The 17039-nt window shown below is 39.9% G+C and carries 13 protein-coding genes and 1 rRNA gene; 9 read left to right on the top strand and 5 right to left on the bottom strand.

Going from position 1 to position 17039, the window contains the following annotated elements:
- Positions 1 to 87 precede the first annotated feature (87 nt).
- Both rrf and glsB read left to right on the top strand, forming a co-directional pair.
- Positions 88 to 202, top strand: a 5S ribosomal RNA gene (gene rrf / locus CXF76_RS00855).
- A gap of 539 nt (positions 203 to 741) precedes the next feature.
- Positions 742 to 1665, top strand: a complete 924-nt coding sequence (glsB, locus tag CXF76_RS00860) for a glutaminase B (protein ID WP_101162826.1) — start codon at positions 742 to 744, stop codon at positions 1663 to 1665.
- Positions 1666 to 1702: 37 nt separating this feature from the next.
- Here glsB and CXF76_RS00865 read toward each other — a convergent pair whose 3' ends face one another.
- Positions 1703 to 3007 carry an inosine/guanosine kinase gene (locus CXF76_RS00865; protein ID WP_010554383.1) on the bottom strand — a complete coding sequence of 435 codons (1305 nt, stop codon included), beginning with the start codon at positions 3005 to 3007 and terminating at the stop codon, positions 1703 to 1705.
- A 178-nt stretch (positions 3008 to 3185) separates the two neighbouring features.
- On the opposite strand from CXF76_RS00865, the gene tadA reads away from it, so the two are divergent.
- Positions 3186 to 3701, top strand: coding sequence for a tRNA adenosine(34) deaminase TadA (gene tadA / locus CXF76_RS00870; RefSeq protein ID WP_101162827.1), 516 nt, complete (start codon positions 3186 to 3188; stop codon positions 3699 to 3701).
- A 2-nt stretch (positions 3702 to 3703) separates the two neighbouring features.
- Here the strand turns inward: tadA and CXF76_RS20675 are convergent, their stop codons facing one another.
- Together CXF76_RS20675 and mltF are read right to left on the bottom strand one after the other, a co-directional pair.
- Positions 3704 to 3871: a hypothetical protein gene (locus CXF76_RS20675; protein ID WP_007584688.1), complete on the bottom strand. Its 168-nt coding sequence runs from the start codon at positions 3869 to 3871 to the stop codon at positions 3704 to 3706.
- A gap of 163 nt (positions 3872 to 4034) precedes the next feature.
- Complete coding sequence (gene mltF, locus CXF76_RS00875; protein WP_101162828.1) at positions 4035 to 5543, bottom strand: membrane-bound lytic murein transglycosylase MltF; 1509 nt, start codon at positions 5541 to 5543, stop codon at positions 4035 to 4037.
- A gap of 211 nt (positions 5544 to 5754) precedes the next feature.
- Between mltF and purL the strand changes: the two genes are divergently transcribed.
- From purL to CXF76_RS00895, 4 genes are all read left to right on the top strand, one after another.
- Entirely contained in the window at positions 5755 to 9645 is a 3891-nt protein-coding gene (gene purL / locus CXF76_RS00880) for a phosphoribosylformylglycinamidine synthase (RefSeq protein ID WP_101162832.1), read from the top strand.
- A gap of 121 nt (positions 9646 to 9766) precedes the next feature.
- Entirely contained in the window at positions 9767 to 12235 is a 2469-nt protein-coding gene (locus CXF76_RS00885) for a YdbH domain-containing protein (protein ID WP_101162830.1), read from the top strand.
- A 2-nt stretch (positions 12236 to 12237) separates the two neighbouring features.
- Positions 12238 to 12435: a YnbE family lipoprotein gene (locus tag CXF76_RS00890; RefSeq protein ID WP_024591450.1), complete on the top strand. Its 198-nt coding sequence runs from the start codon at positions 12238 to 12240 to the stop codon at positions 12433 to 12435.
- Between the two features lie 11 nt (positions 12436 to 12446).
- Positions 12447 to 12776: a YdbL family protein gene (locus tag CXF76_RS00895; protein ID WP_007584701.1), complete on the top strand. Its 330-nt coding sequence runs from the start codon at positions 12447 to 12449 to the stop codon at positions 12774 to 12776.
- 59 nt (positions 12777 to 12835) lie between these two features.
- Here the strand turns inward: CXF76_RS00895 and CXF76_RS00900 are convergent, their stop codons facing one another.
- Both CXF76_RS00900 and waaA read right to left on the bottom strand, forming a co-directional pair.
- Positions 12836 to 13384 carry a DUF1415 domain-containing protein gene (locus CXF76_RS00900; RefSeq protein WP_101162831.1) on the bottom strand — a complete coding sequence of 183 codons (549 nt, stop codon included), beginning with the start codon at positions 13382 to 13384 and terminating at the stop codon, positions 12836 to 12838.
- Positions 13381 to 14694, bottom strand: a complete 1314-nt coding sequence (waaA, locus tag CXF76_RS00905) for a lipid IV(A) 3-deoxy-D-manno-octulosonic acid transferase (RefSeq protein WP_024608036.1) — start codon at positions 14692 to 14694, stop codon at positions 13381 to 13383. The genes CXF76_RS00900 and waaA overlap by 4 nt, the downstream gene beginning before the upstream one ends.
- Before the next feature lie 182 nt (positions 14695 to 14876).
- On the opposite strand from waaA, the gene CXF76_RS00910 reads away from it, so the two are divergent.
- Both CXF76_RS00910 and hldE read left to right on the top strand, forming a co-directional pair.
- Positions 14877 to 15467, top strand: a complete 591-nt coding sequence (locus tag CXF76_RS00910) for an SIS domain-containing protein (RefSeq protein WP_002961065.1) — start codon at positions 14877 to 14879, stop codon at positions 15465 to 15467.
- Positions 15467 to 16906: a bifunctional D-glycero-beta-D-manno-heptose-7-phosphate kinase/D-glycero-beta-D-manno-heptose 1-phosphate adenylyltransferase HldE gene (hldE, locus tag CXF76_RS00915; protein WP_024591453.1), complete on the top strand. Its 1440-nt coding sequence runs from the start codon at positions 15467 to 15469 to the stop codon at positions 16904 to 16906. The genes CXF76_RS00910 and hldE overlap by 1 nt, the downstream gene beginning before the upstream one ends.
- The last annotated feature ends 133 nt before the right edge of the window (positions 16907 to 17039 follow it).

A 17039-nucleotide genomic window follows, 5' to 3' on the forward strand; every position in this document is an offset into this window, starting at 1 on the left:
TGTGAAAGTAGGACATTACCAGGCTTCAAATTCAGTCGAAGGACTTTAATCTTAATAATTAAAAATAAGAAAATTGAAAAGAATTTTCTTGGTGACAATAGCGTTTTGGACCCACCTGATTCCATGCCGAACTCAGTAGTGAAACGAAACAGCGCCGATGATAGTGTAGCATTTGCTATGTGAAAGTAGGACATTACCAGGATTTAATTAAGAGAAACCCGTTACAGCAATGTAACGGGTTTTTTGCTTTTTGAAATTAGTAAAACTCTGCATACTAAGAGACGATACGATTAATAATAGTGTAGTATTTGCTATGTGACTCTCTACCGCTGTGGGCACTACGACATCCTACTGCGTAGCGCACCGACTTCACATTGTAGAGCGCCCGAATTTAAGATTCGGGCTTTTTTATGTCTGCAGAAAAGTGAAATACGCGCAATTAACACCCACTCACATTAACACCTATTACGTAGGTCGGGCGAGCGTAGCGACTCCCGACGCTAAAATCATAAAAATCTCCGCTCGACAATGAGTTCGTAGCATTTGCACTGTGACTCTCCACCGCAGTGGGCACCATGACATTACCAGGATTTAATTAAGAGAAACCAGATACAGTAATGTGACGTTTTTTTCTATTTAAATTTAGTAAAATCTCACCGTTAAATTCGACAACAAAACTAGGTGCACTTAATAGCGCGTGTTAAAATCCAATTTTTATGAATGACGATATAGAGGTCTAGATTGCCTACAGCTGATTACCAAAAGGTGCTTGATGAAATCGCATATGAAGTACGTCCTTTATTATCACAAGGGAAAGTAGCTGATTATATACCGGCGCTTGCCGAGGTTGATCCGGAACAATTTTCTATCGCTATTTATACAACTGATGGTGAAACTGTATGTGCGGGGGATTGTTCTCAACGCTTTACTATTCAATCAGTTTCTAAAGTTATGACACTTACTATGGCACTACAGCGTTATGGTGATGAACTTTGGCATAGAGTCGGAAAGGAACCCTCAGGTACAGCCTTTAACTCGCTTACACAGCTTGAGTTTGAAAAGGGAATACCTCGTAACCCATTCATCAATGCAGGCGCAATTGTAACGTGTGATGCGTTATACAGCCGCTTATCTGCGCCAATGCATTCTATGCTCGAAACCTTCAGGTTATTAGCTGGTAATAGAGGCATAGTAATTGATAAAAAAGTTGCTAATTCTGAGTATGAATTTAGGCATCGTAATGCTGCTATGGCACATTTAATGAAGTCGTTTGGTAATTTTGAAAACGAAGTAGATGATGTTTTGTGGGCTTACTTTAACTTTTGTTCTATTGAGCTCAACTGTATTGAATTAGCAAAAGCTTATAATTTTTTAGCTAATAAAGGTGTTGATAATCGATCGGGCAATCGTGTTTTAAGTAGTCGTCAGAATAAACAGCTTAATTCGCTTTTATTCACGAGTGGTTTATATGATGCTGCCGGTGATTTTGGTTACAGAGTGGGCATGCCAGGTAAGTCGGGAGTGTCAGGAACTATTTTAGCTGTGTTACCAAATAAGTTTACTGTAGCTGTTTATTCTCCGGGGCTTAATTCGTTTGGTAATTCGGTTGCAGGAATTGCAGCGCTGGAACTGCTATCTAAAAAGCTCGATATTTCTATTTTTTAGGAAATCGATAGGGAGCAATAATTGCTCCCACCGTTATTTATTGTTCCCAATAAACTTGTTCTAAACAATCTTCACGTTCAGGTAAACCACGAGATAAACGCGGAGAGTGCTGAACTAATACTTCATAGCTCGCTCGGTTAGCATATTTACTAATTTGCGATAGTGACGAGTAAGTAATAGCTTGTTGCTGATGTTTAGCTGAGTTTGCCACATTAAGCTTGTGGTAAACATTCGCTGACAAATCATGTAGTACAGCCGCAAGTGCGCAATCACCTGCACCATTGGTGTTTTTGATTGAATCAGGTCCACCCATAAATGGGGCCGTATGACTATATGCTCTAATAGGTTCATCACACTCATCTTTACGCATAGCTCGTGAGAATTCGTAACGGTTAAAATCAGGTATGGCGCCTGGTAGTAACGGGTATTCGGTTTCACGCTTTAAGCTTTCGTCTACGTAGCCGGCCATAAATAAGCCTTTTTCGCCAGCGGTACAAATAACTAAGTCTACCCAATCAAGTGCTTTATCAGCAGCTAAAAGAGGATCTTCAAAACCTGTAATAGCTAAACCTTCTTCTTCGTTCATAGCAAGAATATCAACATGCTTTTCAACAAAGTTTGCCCACCAAGTAGGGTCTTGTTCAATTAAGAATTTAGTTCCGAGTGTAAGCACAACTGGCACACCTGCGTCATTAGCGTATTTTACCGCTTGCATAGTGGCTTCAGTCATTGTTTCGCTACCTTGTGTGCGCATAAGGTAGGCACTGATCACTAACGCTGATGAATTCTCAATAAGGTCTTTATCGATAGATTCAGGACGTAAGTGATTCATTAAGCCTGCACTTATTGCAAAAGTACGCTCACCGGTTTCATCAATTAATGTAAAACAACGGCCTACAGGCCCATCAACTGGTTGAAGGTAGTTTAAGTCTACACGGCTTGAGGTATTACATAAAAAACGGTAAGCGTAGCTACCTATTTTTATATTTTCGCTCATTACGCCTAATAAAACTGAGCGATCATCTGCAAGTACAGAGTAGTTGTGCATAGTGTTACCAATGGTTCCACCGGCAAACTCAAAATCAACCATATTGTTTAATTTTAAACGATCGTATAAGGCGTTTGTTGTATCGCTATCAATAACTTGCGACATCCCCCTACGTAGTTGAAATTCGTCAAGGAAAGCTTGATCAACTTTTGCCTCTATATCAACAACGATCTGATCGATACCCGTAATATAACTACGTTGTAATCGCTCTGTTGCGTTAAGTTGATTGGTAAGTGGATCTTTGGCTTCCACTGGAAAATAATGTTTATGCCTGCGGCGTCCAGGAAATTTCATTTGCTACCCGTGTTGTGAGCTAAATAAAAAAAGCGTGAGATTATAGCGTAAATCAGCACGAGTGAGCCATTACAAACGGGTAAATATTGTTTTATTTTTGGAATAAAGTAATGAATGGCGCACTTTAGAGTGCTAACTAGGTATAATTACAGCATAAAAGGTTATTTAAGTAGAAATAATGAACGAACCATTTGATGATTCCTACTGGATGGAACAAGCGCTTTTGTATGCAAAGCAAGCAGAGCTGCTTGATGAAATTCCGGTTGGAGCAATTGTAGTCAAAGATAACCAGCTAGTTTCAGTCGGGTATAACCGCTCAATAACGGATAATGACCCATCTGCCCATGCCGAAATGATTGCAGTGCGAGAAGCTGGAAAAGTCCTTAACAATTACCGCTTAATTGATTGCACCCTATACGTAACGTTAGAGCCTTGTTCTATGTGTGCGGGATTGTTAGTGCATAGCAGAATAAAGCGTTTAGTATTTGGAGCAGTCGATGCTAAAACAGGGTCTGCGGGTTCAATTATGAATTTATTACAAGAGCCTAAGTTAAATCATCAAGTTGAGGTGTGCGGTGGTGTTTTGGCACAGCTGTGCGGTGATACTATTTCGAATTTTTTTAAACGTAGAAGAGCGCAAATTAAAGCAGCTAAGAAAGCTGCTCGTGATGAACAAATAAATAAGCCTAACTAAAGTTAACTAGCGATTGGCTCTATTTCTGATTCAGCCATTTGCTGCATAGCAAACATTCGGCGACGCCAGATGATTTTTTTGTGTAGTTTTCGCAACATAACACGACGACGTGTGGCCGTTGAATAAATGACATTGCGTTTTAATCTTTGTGTGCGTCTACGTTTTAGCATGTTTTCTCCTAATGCAAGATTGAGAAAGGCACGGGTATATCTTATAAAATAATGATATACAATTAACACACATTAGTGATCATTTGGTGACAAGTAAACAGATATTTAATTTACTTAAATTTTGCTTACTGACATGCTCAATAAACGGGTACTTATATTAATCTTAGCCATTGTTTTCACTCGACTGTTCGGGTTCGATTATAGGTTGTTGTTTTTCTGTTTGAGCTTCATCTGCCTTACTTTCTACTTCACTTTTTTCGTTTAGCTTTAGCTCAGTATCAGTGCTCAACTCTGTAATTGGTTCTGGCTCAGGCTCTGCAGCAATAGCATCATTTTCATCTAGCCAAACAAGTGCATCGTAATAGCGACGAATATTATCGACATATTTAACAGCTACATCGCCTCGGGCATAACCGTAGCGAGTTTTACGGTAATAGCGCTTTTTAATTAATAGCGGTAGGCGTTTCTTTACATCAGCCCATTTATCAGGGCTTGCGCCTTGCTGTTCGGTAATTATACGTGCGTCGTTAACATGCCCCCAACCTACATTGTATCCGGCCAAAGCAAGCCATGTGCGGTCGGGTTGCGGGATACGGTCAGGAATACGTTTAATAAGCTTGCTTAAGTATTTAGCGCCACCACGAATGTTTTGCTCTGGTTCTAACCGGTTAGTAACACCTACTTGTTTGGCTGTACTGCGAGTTAGCATCATGATGCCGCGCACACCTGTTGGTGATTTAGCGCGAGGATTCCACATAGATTCTTGATAGCTTAGTGCCGCTAATAATCGCCAGTCAAGGCTACCTGCATATTGTTCAAACCATGGCTGGTATGTTGGTAAGGTTTCTTTAATTGCTTCGATATAAGCAAGGGTATTTACATAGTTAAATTGGCGCACGTGACCAAAGTATTTTTCTTCAAGTACATAGAGCTGGTTACTTTGCTTAACGTCACCAAAAAATGGCACCAACAACGCATATAAAGAGTCGTCTTTAGATTTATTAAGTATCCATGCAATCGGGTCGTTATGGCTAACTGAAAAACCAATGCTTAAATTTGGGTGATAACGGCGAAACAGCGATAGCGTATGCGTATCAGCGAGTGTGTAATCTATCTCGCCATCAATAACTGCTTGAAGTAGTTCTTCTTCATCAAACTCTTCGCTTTCTATCCAAGTGAGATCTGGATTGTTCTTCTTCATTTTTTGTAGAGTAAGCGAGTGGCTACTTTTAGCTATAACCGTAAAGTTGCCATCTAAATCGTCAAACTCTCGAGGACGAACGCGCCCTTGTTTATAAACTAACTTTTGGCTGATTGTTCTGTAAGTTGGTCCGTAACGGTATTGCTCTGCACGGGTTTTATTATAGGTAAGTCCTGATGCTATCAAATCTAAATCACCGCTTTCAAGGCGTTCAAACATGTCAGATAAGTTAAAGAAAGGGACTATTTCAAGCTCTACACCTAAATATTCAGCGAAGGCTTGAGATAACTCATATTCAAAGCCTTGCTCACCTTGAACGGCTTGATAATAATTACTAGCACTGGCAAGGGTACCCACACGTATTTTATTGTGTTCTTTTATTTGGGCGAGTTGAGTTGGCTGCTCTTGCATATCGCATGCACATAACAGCATAACTAAAGTAATGATTATTATTAGTTTTTCTTTGAACATTGAGTGCCCCTTAAGCTCGCCAGTCACCGTTATAGCAAAACTAAGCCATCGCGTCACTTTACCTTTTATTTTATTAACCAAAAGAGGCTATAAATAAAGCTAAAAAGTTAATTTTATGAAAAGCGTAATTTTGAGTTAAATCTGAATGCTAATTGGACTATAATGCGTGCCTAAAATATCGTTCAATCCCTAACCCCGGATGAAATTACCTATGTTGATCCTTCGTGGTGCACCAGCACTGTCAGAGTTCAGAGTTAATAAAATTTTAGCGCGTTGCCAACAATCGCAACTTCCAGTCACTAACGTATACGCCGAGTATGCTCACTTTGCCGATTTAACATCGCCGTTGAGTAGCTCCGAGCAAACCAAGCTTGAAAAACTATTAACTTACGGTCCAACTATTGCTGAGCATACCCCAGCTGGCAAACTTGTACTTGTTACACCTCGCCCAGGTACCATTTCACCTTGGGCATCTAAAGCAACCGATATTGCCCATAACTGTGGTTTAAAACAGGTTCACCGTGTTGAACGCGGTATTGCTTATTATGTTGAAGGTGACTTAAACGCAGAACAACTTGCACAAGTAATTGCGTTATTGCACGACCGTATGACCGAAGCCACGCATAGTGAGCTTGAAGATGCTGCACAACTGTTTCGCAGTGATGCACCGCGCCAAATGTCGTCTGTTGATATTTTAGGTGGCGGACGCGAAGCATTAGCAATAGCCAATGTTGAGCAAGGTTTTGCCCTTGCTGATGACGAAATAGATTACTTGGTAGAAAACTTTATAAAGTTAGGACGTAACCCTAACGACATCGAATTGTTTATGTTTGCACAAGCAAACTCAGAGCATTGTCGCCATAAAATATTTAATGCTGACTGGACGATCGATGGAAAAGAGCAGCCAAAATCGCTGTTTAAAATGATTAAAAATACGTTTGAGTTAAATCCTGAAAATGTATTGTCGGCGTATAAAGATAACGCGGCAGTAATGAAAGGCTCAAAAGCGGGTCGCTTCTTCCCAAATGCGCAAGGTGAATATGCGTATCATCAAGAAGACATTGAAATACTAATGAAAGTTGAAACGCATAACCACCCAACAGCTATTGCCCCATTCTCAGGTGCGGCTACAGGCTCTGGTGGTGAGATTCGCGATGAAGGCGCAACTGGTCGTGGCTCTAAGCCAAAAGCAGGTTTAGTTGGCTTTACTGTATCAAACTTACGTATTCCAGGTTACGAGCAACCATGGGAAAGCGATTTTGGTAAGCCGAGTCGTATTGTTAACGCGCTTGATATAATGACAGAGGGACCACTAGGTGGCGCTGCATTTAATAATGAGTTTGGTCGTCCTAACTTATTAGGCTACTTCCGTACTTACGAAGAAAAAGTAACAAGCCATAATGGCGAAGAAGTACGTGGTTACCATAAACCCATTATGCTTGCCGGTGGTTTAGGTAATATTCGCGCTGATCATGTTCAAAAAGGCGATATTCCTGTTGGCGCTAAATTAATTGCGCTAGGTGGACCTGCAATGAACATTGGTTTAGGCGGTGGTGCTGCATCAAGCATGGCTTCAGGTCAATCAAACGAAGATTTAGATTTTGCTTCAGTACAACGCGAAAACCCAGAAATGGAACGTCGTTGCCAAGAAGTTATCGATAAATGTTGGCAGCTAGGTGACGAAAACCCAATTGCATTCATCCACGATGTAGGTGCTGGCGGTTTATCAAATGCGTTCCCTGAGCTTGTTAATGATGGCGGACGTGGTGGTAAGTTCCAATTACGTAGCATTCCTAACGATGAGCCAGGCATGGCACCACACGAAATTTGGTGTAATGAATCACAAGAACGTTATGTACTCGCTGTTGGCGTAGAGGACTTTGATCGCTTTGAAGCAATTTGTAAGCGTGAACGTGCCCAGTACGCTGTTATTGGTGAAGCAACCGCTGAACCTCACTTAACAGTGTCAGACAGCCATTTTGAAAATAACCCTGTTGATTTACCGCTGGACGTATTATTAGGTAAAGCACCTAAAATGCACCGCGATGTAACGTCAAAGCAAGTTGTTGGTAAAGCGCTTGATACTACATTAATAAATGCAGCAGATGCAGCGCAGCGCTTAATGCGTTTACCAGCCATTGCAGAAAAAACATTCCTAATAACAATCGGCGATCGCTCAGTTACGGGTTTAGTAGCGCGCGACCAAATGGTTGGTCCTTGGCAAGTACCTGTTGCTAACTGTGCAGTAACTGCGGCAACGTATGATACTTACCACGGTGAAGCTATGTCACTCGGTGAGCGTACTCCTGCAGCATTACTTAATTACGGTGCATCTGCTCGTTTAGCTGTAGCTGAGTCGTTAACTAATATTGCCTGTGCAAACATCGGTAGCCTTGAAAACATTAAGTTATCGGCAAACTGGATGGCAGCAGCGGGTCATCCAGGTGAAGATGCTGGTTTATATGAAGCAGTTAAAGCCGTAGGGGAAGAGCTTTGTCCTGCGCTTGGTTTAACGATTCCAGTAGGTAAAGATTCTATGTCAATGAAAACGACATGGAAAGATGAAGGTGACTCACAAGAGAAGTCAGTAACATCGCCGCTTTCACTGGTTATAACTGCGTTTGGTCGTGTTGACGACGTACGTAAAACAGTCACTCCACAACTACGCACAGATAAAGGCGACACATCGCTTATATTAGTTGATTTAGGTGCGGGTAAAAACCGCATGGGTGCATCAAGCCTTGCGCAAGTTTATAAGCAATTGGGTGATGTAACACCTGATGTTGATAGCCCTGAGTTATTAAAAGGCTTTTATAACGCAATGCAAGCGCTTGTAGCTGATAATAAGTTACTTGCTTATCATGACCGCTCAGACGGTGGTTTATTTACCACGGTTGCTGAAATGGCGTTTACGGGTCATACCGGTGTAACTGTTGATTTAGCTGGTTTAACAGGTTCAGACATTGAAGCACTTTATAACGAAGAGCTAGGTGCCGTAATCCAAGTAGCAAATGCTGATTTAGATGCAGTAAATGCGGTGTTTGAACAACATGGTATAGCAGCAATTAGCCACAACATTGGCACGCTTAACAGTGACGATACGATTATATTTAACCGTGGCGAAAATACGGTACTTAATCATACGCGTACTGAGCTTCGTACTATTTGGGCTGAAACAACGTATCAAATGCAAGCACGCCGTGATAACCCTGAATGTGCTAAGCAAGAGTTTGATGCTAAATTTGATGCAAAAGATCCAGGCTTAAACGTAAAACTTAACTTTGATTTAAACGAAGATATAGCTGCACCATACATTGCAACCGGTGCTAAACCGCAAATGGCTATTTTACGTGAGCAAGGTGTTAACTCTCATTTAGAAATGGCGGCTGCGTTTAATCGTGCTGGTTTTGCTGCCATTGATGTACACATGAGCGACATTTTAGAAGGTCGTTTAACGCTAGAGCAATTTAAAGGTTTAGTGGCATGTGGTGGTTTCTCATACGGTGACGTACTTGGTGCGGGTGAAGGTTGGGCTAAGTCTATTTTGTTTAACGACATGGCACGCGATCAGTTCCAAAACTTCTTCCACCGTGAAGATACCTTTAGCTTAGGTGTATGTAACGGTTGCCAAATGTTATCAACGTTAAAAGAGTTGATCCCTGGTACTGAACATTGGCCGCGCTTTGTAACTAATAAATCAGAGCGTTTTGAAGCACGCTTTAGTTTAGTAGAAATACAAGAAAACCCGTCTGTGTTCTTTAACGGAATGGCTGGCTCGCGTATGCCTATAGCGGTTTCTCATGGTGAAGGTCATGCTGAGTTTGCAAACGATGCAGCCACTAAAGCAGCGCTTGATAGCGGCACTGTAGCGGTTAAGTTTGTAGATAACTACGGTAACCCTACAACGCAGTACCCAGCTAATCCTAATGGTTCTCCAGAAGGTATTACAGGTATTACGTCAACTGATGGTCGCGCCACTGTAATGATGCCGCATCCAGAACGCGTATTCAGAAGCGTTGCTAACTCTTGGCATCCTGATGAGTGGATCGAGGATAGCCCGTGGATGCGTATGTTCCGTAACGCACGTAAAAACGTAGGTTAATTACATTTGCGTTTATACAAGTTAGATTCATAATCTTACTGTAAAATAAAAAAGGCTGCATTGTGCAGCCTTTTTTGATTAGTATAGTTTTAGCTAAAAGCACAAAGCATTTAAGGATAGTATGTTTAAGCGAATTGGTTTAATTGTTGGAGCTGTATTACTAAGTACCTTGCTGCTTGGTTATGTATTTCGCTTGCCGCTATTGCAGTGGGTTATAGCGCCTGAGCTCAAAAAAGCAGGCATTACGTTAAGTTGTCTCGATTTTTCAATTACGGCTGAACTAAATATTCATGCTGATAAAGTGTGTGTAAATTACCAAAATCAACAATTACAACTCACTGGTATTACTGCAAATACAAAGCGTATAGATATTAAAAATGCAGTGTTAACGGTTAATTCTTTCCCTAAAAGTGATAATGATAATCAACTTGCTAAAAATCTCGATTTAGCGCTGCCTTCAACCCGCCCATTAATTAATATTAAACAGCTTATAGTAAAAAGTGATGAGCTCAATAAGCCACTTAAAATAAGCATATTAGAACCCGAACTAAATCAATTTAATGTTACGGGTGATATAAACGCGAGTGCAATTTTGACTGCTAATAAAGTAAGTGGCCAGCTTGAAATTAATGACACTTTTTTAAAGCACGTTATAAACACTAAAAATACATTAATTGCAGATACTAATTTTAATTCTCAGCAAGCGTTTAGCTTTGACGGTATAGAGGTTGAGTTAAATGGCGATATTAGCTCCCAGTTTGCTCACACGTATGAGTTTTCTCATACAAATCAGCAGTGCCAGATTAACGTATTAACCACTGGTAAATTGGCGACGCGTTTTAATTTAAATAGCCAAGTGCTAATGTTTAATACCGATTTGCTTAATAACAAAATTAATCTAACACCAAGCTGTGCTGAGTTAATTCCACCGAGTGAATACGCAGGCTTTGTTAGCAAACAAGTTCCTTTAAATTGGCAACTTAAACTCCCTCAATCAATTCGCTTAGAGGGTAGTGAGCTCAGTGTACCTGTAATTAATTTGATGAGTGAAGGCGATAAGCAATTTGATTTTTTAATAATAGATACAACACTAAATATTACATCTCCATTTGAGTACTTACAGACAAATTTATCAGCTCAAATAAATACACCCGATATAAATAATATTAACGTTAATGCTCAGTTATCTGGCGCTGTGATTAAAGGCGATTATGCCGTTATGCTTGAAAGCTTACCTGAGTTTGTTCCTGCAACAGCGAATGGGCTTAGCCTTAGTGGTCACTTTAATATAAGTGAGTTTATAGACTCAAAACCAGTTGGGCTTATAAATGCTAAATTAACGCTTAATAGTGTAGATGCGTTTGATATGAGTGCAGTGCAATATCAAGGTGATTTAACTGCAAAAATGGATAAACAGTTAAACGCAGAGGTAGCGTTAACGCAGCAATTAAAAAGTGCGGAATATAAAGAATTTAAAGTCACAGATATAAGTAACACATTAACAGCAAATGCTAATTTAGGCGTAGGTGAGTTATTTGCTGATCTAACAGCAAAAACAAATATAAAGACTGTTAATAGCCCTGACATAAAACTTAATAATATAAAAGTAGAGTCTACAGGCTTGCAAAGTCGTGCACTAAAAGCCACTCATCACGCGTTTATAAACGATGTTGAGTTAGTTATAAATCATCATATATCATCGCAAGATCATCCGTTTGAAGTCATTATTCCTGAACAAAGTACGCTGCCGTTAAATGCGTTTATTAGTCAATTTGAGCCACTTGCACAGCTAACTAAGGGCGAATTTAATGGCTATATTAACGGCGATGTAAACTTACAAAGTGCATCGTTCAATATGGGGATTAGTCATACAAGTGCACTGTATAACGATTACCTTGCGAGTGATTTAAATAGCGTGTTTAGCGGGGAATATAATTCAGGTAAGCTTAATGTAAAACCAACTACCTTTAATTTAAATGAGTTTAGAGCGGGTGCCGTAGTTAAAGCGATTAAAGGGCAATGGCAAGTGAGTAGTAATACCGCGCTTATAAATGATGTAAAGGGAAGTGTGTTTGGTGGCGAATTTTCGTTAGATACCTACACAATAGGGAAGCCAAACCAAGTTGCTAATGTTAAGTTTGAAAATATTGATGCCAGTAAACTCGTTACACTCGACGATAAGTCGGGCATTGTATTAACGGGGTGCTTGGCGGGGTCTTTACCTGTCCATTTTGATAGTGGAAAAATTGAAATAATTGACGGTAGTTTATTTAGCCAAGGAACAGGTAATTTAAAAATCACCAATAATGCCGCGTTTGATTCAGTAATGCAGCAACAGCAAGAGTTGCAACCTGTATTAGGGCTATTAACTAATTTAGATATTCAAAAACTTAATAGCAGTGTGGCATTAAAAAACGATGGCTGGTTAAAGCTTGGGGTTAATTTACAAGGCTATAATAAACAAGAGCAGCAGCAAGTTAACTTTAATTATAACCACGAAGAAAACGTATTTACACTTTTACGCGCACTGCGTTTAAGTGACGAAATTACACAAAAAGTTGAGCTACAATACTCACAAAAAGGAAACTAATAATGAGACAGTCGTTATTGATAAAAGTACTGCTCGGGCTAGGTGTTATTAGTGCACTAAGTGCCTGCACACACCGAGTTGAGGTGTCTGCTAAAGAGCCCATTACGATTAATTTAAATGTGAAGGTCGATCACGAAATTCGCGTAAAAGTAGATAAAGAACTCGACAGTTTGTTTAGTGACGACAGTGAGTTATTTTAAGGAGCTAGAACATGAATACGAAGAAAAAATTAAATATTATTACGTTAGTTAGTGCAGTATGTATGTCGTTCTCTGCGTGGGCTATTAGCCTTGATGATGCTAAAAACCAAGGTTTTGTAGGTGAAGATAGCTCTGGTTATTTAGGGCTTGTTGTACAAAACGCAGAAGCAAAAGCAGTTGTTGATGACATAAATGCAAAGCGTAAAGCGCAGTACTTAAAGCTGGCTAAAAAGAATAACTTGTCGCTTTCACAAGTTGAAGCACTTGCTGCCGCTAAAACAATTGAAAAAACCCAAAGTGGTCATTACGTTGAAGTAAATGGTAACTGGGTTAAAAAATAAGCGTTAGTTATTGCTTTTTTTTGCACAAGGTTTGCACAAACAAAAATAAAACCGAGCATTTAAGCGCTCGGTTTTTTACAGCCTTCAAGTAACTGCTGCCAAAAATCAATACCCTTACGCCTTGCTAGGTTTATATTATGCTCTGGAATAGATTCAGGCTCGTTATAACTATCAAGCGCTTCGCTCATACTTGCTTCGCGAATTAAATGCAGAGTAGGAAAAGGCGCTCTATTTGTGTAGTTTGCAGCATCAGTTTCATCACTGTCGGCAAATACGTAATGAGGATGAAAGTTAGCAATTTGATACTTTCCCTCAAACCCCTGCGCGACTAAAAGTGCATTAGCTAAATCGACCAAGTCTAAAAAGTCTTCAAAGTCACTAAAGCCGTTGTCAAACATGATAAGGGTAGTTTCGCGCTCTGGTTCGCGGTCAAGCTCAATACATTGCTCAAGCATATCCATTACAGCATCATCCATACTTGTTGCTGGGCTTACAACATAATGAATACAGTTATTTTCTACTTCTTTGCGGGCAAACGGGCAAAAGTTATATTTAACAATAACAGATGACACCCATTCGCGGGTTTGGCTTATAGCTATGTTGGTCACGGTTTTGGCTCTAAATATTGATTAGTAATGTTAAGTGTTTTTTGTATAGCACCTTGGTTTTTAGCAACGCATTGAGCAGCTTTAACACCTAAGGTTTGGCATGCTTTTGTGTTTTGGCTAAACGTTATAAGCTGTTTTGCCAGTTCGTCGTTGTTATCAACCACTAAAGCGCCTTTAAGCTTTATAAGCTCGGGATAAACATGATCAAAATTATATGTGTGTGGACCTGTTATTACACCTACCGAAAACGCAGCTGATTCTAATGGATTATGCCCACCTCTGCGAATTAAGCTGCCGCCAATAAAGCTGATATTTGCAGCGCCATACAAACACTGTAGTTCACCAAGCGTATCAGCAAGGAGGACTTGCTCATTGCTATAGCTATTTTGGCTGCGGCGGCTAAAACTAAGTGGGCTTTGCGTTAAAAATTCTGCCACTTTATCAAATTGTTCTGGATGGCGCGGAGCAATTATAAGTAATGCATTAGGTTGCTTTTTTAGTAACTCTTGATGGGCTGAAAGTACCAACTCATGCTCTAAAGGATGTGTTGAGCCTGCCACCCATATAAAACGCTCGTCAGTATTATGCTCATTATTGCTGTGTTTATTACTGCTATAAAGCTGTTTAAGATTAAGTACTTTGGCTAATTGCTCGTCACTTGGTGTTATATCAAATTTTATAGAGCCTGTTACATGGCTTTTTGAAGTTTCGAGACCAAGCTCTATAAAACGCTCCGCATCTGCCTTGTTATGACTCGCAAGTACTGTAATTGAGCGCATAATAATATGCGTTAATTTAGCGACCTTTTGATAGCCTTGCTGCGACTTTTCAGAGAGTCTTGCATTGATGACAAGTACCGGTATATTTTTTTTGTGACTTATCGCCATTAAATTTGGCCATAGCTCGGTTTCTAAAATACATAATGCTTGTGGCTTTATACGCTTTAAAAATCGGGCTGTAGCAAACGGAAAATCGATTGGTAAGTAGCTACACGCCACAGTATTTTTAAACTGGTTAAGTATTTGCTCTCTGCCTGTTGGGGTATTACAGGTTATAAGAATATTTAAATTTGGATGCGCTTTTTGCAGTGCTTTAATAAGCGGCGTTGCGGCAAGTACCTCACCAACAGAAGCACAATGAAAAACTAAAGGTTTGGTTTTAGTCGTAAATAAAGACTTACTGACAAACCCAAAGCGCTCTTTAAAGTGTGCACGATAGCCTTGGTTTTTTTTACCTCGTAAAATATAGAGATAAAATACAATCAGTGGGCTAATAAAAATTAATGCTAGAGAGTAAAAAATGCGTGCCATACTGATCTTTCGTAAAGGGAAGTGGCGTTAGTTTACCGTGAAATATCCGTTTTCTAAACATACTCGTAATAAAATATGGTCTGGGTTCAGTTATAACCCGATAAAATGCACACAATTAAATAAAATTATGGAATAATGGATTTAATTTTTCCCTGCTATTTCAGTTCCTAGAGGAATTTTTCATGTCAATTATCGATTCAGTGGCAACTAGCTACGTTGAAACATTAAACCGTCATCAAGCATTATTTGAAACGATGGAAGCTTATCATCAAGAATCTATGCAACTGTTAGAAGCATGTCATAGTGCATTACAAGCTGGTGGCAAGATTGTATGGTTTGGTAACGGCGGTAGTGCAGCCGATGCACAGCATTTAGCAGCAGAATTTGTAGTGCGTTATAAATTAGAGCGTGGTCCGCTTGCCTCTATGGCATTGACCACCGACACATCAATTTTAACAGCACACAGCAACGATTATCACTTTGATACGGTGTTTGAACGTCAAGTTCAAGCGCTATGTAAACCAGAAGACTTAGTGATTGGTTTAACCACATCAGGTACTAGTAATAATATTAATTTAGCGTTAGAAGCCGCAAATAAACTAGGTGCTTTTACAGTGGCATTAACTGGGCGTGATGGCGGTAAAGTAAAAGATATTGCTAAGTTACCTATCATTATAAAAAATGATGAAACAGCACGTATTCAAGAAGCTCACATGTTTATAGGTCACTGGTTATGTGAAGCCATGGATATGGTTGTTGCGGAGCAGCAGTAATGGATTTATCGTTATTAAAAAATTTATCGGCAGCACGTATATTAGTTGTTGGCGACGTAATGCTAGACCGTTATTGGTATGGCGACACAGGACGTATTTCGCCAGAAGCGCCAGTACCTGTTGTTAAAGTAAGTAAATTTGAAGACAAAGCGGGCGGTGCAGCTAACGTTGCAAAAAATATAGCGCGGTTAGATGCAAAAGTCGGCTTACTGGGCTTAATTGGTGAAGACGAAAGCGGGCAGATTTTAGAGACTATTCTAAAAGGTGAAAAAATAAGCTCACAATTAGTCAGTGTATGTGATTTACCGACTATTTCTAAAATGCGCGTTATTAGTCGTCACCAACAACTAGTTCGTCTTGATTTAGAAGAAACATTTACCGAGCAACATAGCCAACTTTTATTAAACCGCTTAGAGTTGGTACTTGATGAATACGACTTTATTGTGTTTTCTGATTACAGCAAAGGATCTTTAAGCTTAATTAAAGAGATGGTAAGCCTTGCTAAGGGCGCCGGAAAAACGGTTTTAATCGACCCTAAATCGCCAGATTTACATTTATATGAAGGTGCTGATTACATTACGCCTAATTTACATGAGTTTAAGTTAGCGGGTGGTCAAACCGATTCAGAAGAAGCTTTAGCTGCAAGTGCACGTGATTTAATTAGCAAAAATGGCATTAAAGCCATGTTGCTTACGCGTTCTGAGCAAGGTATGTCGCTTATTAGTGCAGATGAAAAGTTTGATTTTGCAGCACAAGAACTTGAAGTAAGTGATGTGACTGGAGCCGGTGATACGGTTATAGCTACATTAGCCGTTATGCTTGGTGCGGGCATGGAACCTAAAGATGCTGTCGAAATTGCTAACTTAGCAGCAGGTATAGCGGTTAGTAAATTTGGTGCAGCTACAGTTTCGCCAGAAGAGTTAAGTCGTAAACTTGGTCAGTATTTACATACTACCGGCGAGCATTACCAAACACCATTTGATGATGTACTTCAGCATATTGAATTTGCAAAACAAAACGGCGAAACCATTGTATTTACCAATGGCTGCTTTGATATTTTACACGCAGGGCATGTACGTTATTTAGCGCAAGCTAAAGCGCGAGGCGATAGACTCGTTGTTGGATTAAATAATGATGAATCTATTACGCGTTTAAAAGGGGCAGATCGTCCAATAAATCCGCTAGATGAGCGTGCAATGGTACTTAGTGCACTTTCATCAGTTGATTGGGTTATTCCGTTTGGTAGCTTAGATGAAAACGATACTCCCGCTAAATTAATTGAGCAAATAAGCCCTGATATTTTAGTTAAAGGCGGCGACTACACCGTAGAGCAAATAGCGGGTGCTGAGCATGTGCTTCGCCATGGTGGAAAAGTTGAAGTGCTTGAATTTTTAGATGGATGCTCAACGTCAAAAGTAATTAGTAAAATTAAACAGTAATTACTGACGCGGATTCAAACCTGAAGTGCATAACGTTTAGGCGGCTTTAGCCGCCAAGTGATCCTGCATCAATTTTGCAGGCGTTTCAAATCCAAGTGTCTTCCTCGGACGATTATTAAGTTGCTCAAGTACT

Source organism: Pseudoalteromonas sp. 78C3, assembly GCF_002836695.1.
Lineage (GTDB): Bacteria > Pseudomonadota > Gammaproteobacteria > Enterobacterales > Alteromonadaceae > Pseudoalteromonas > Pseudoalteromonas arctica.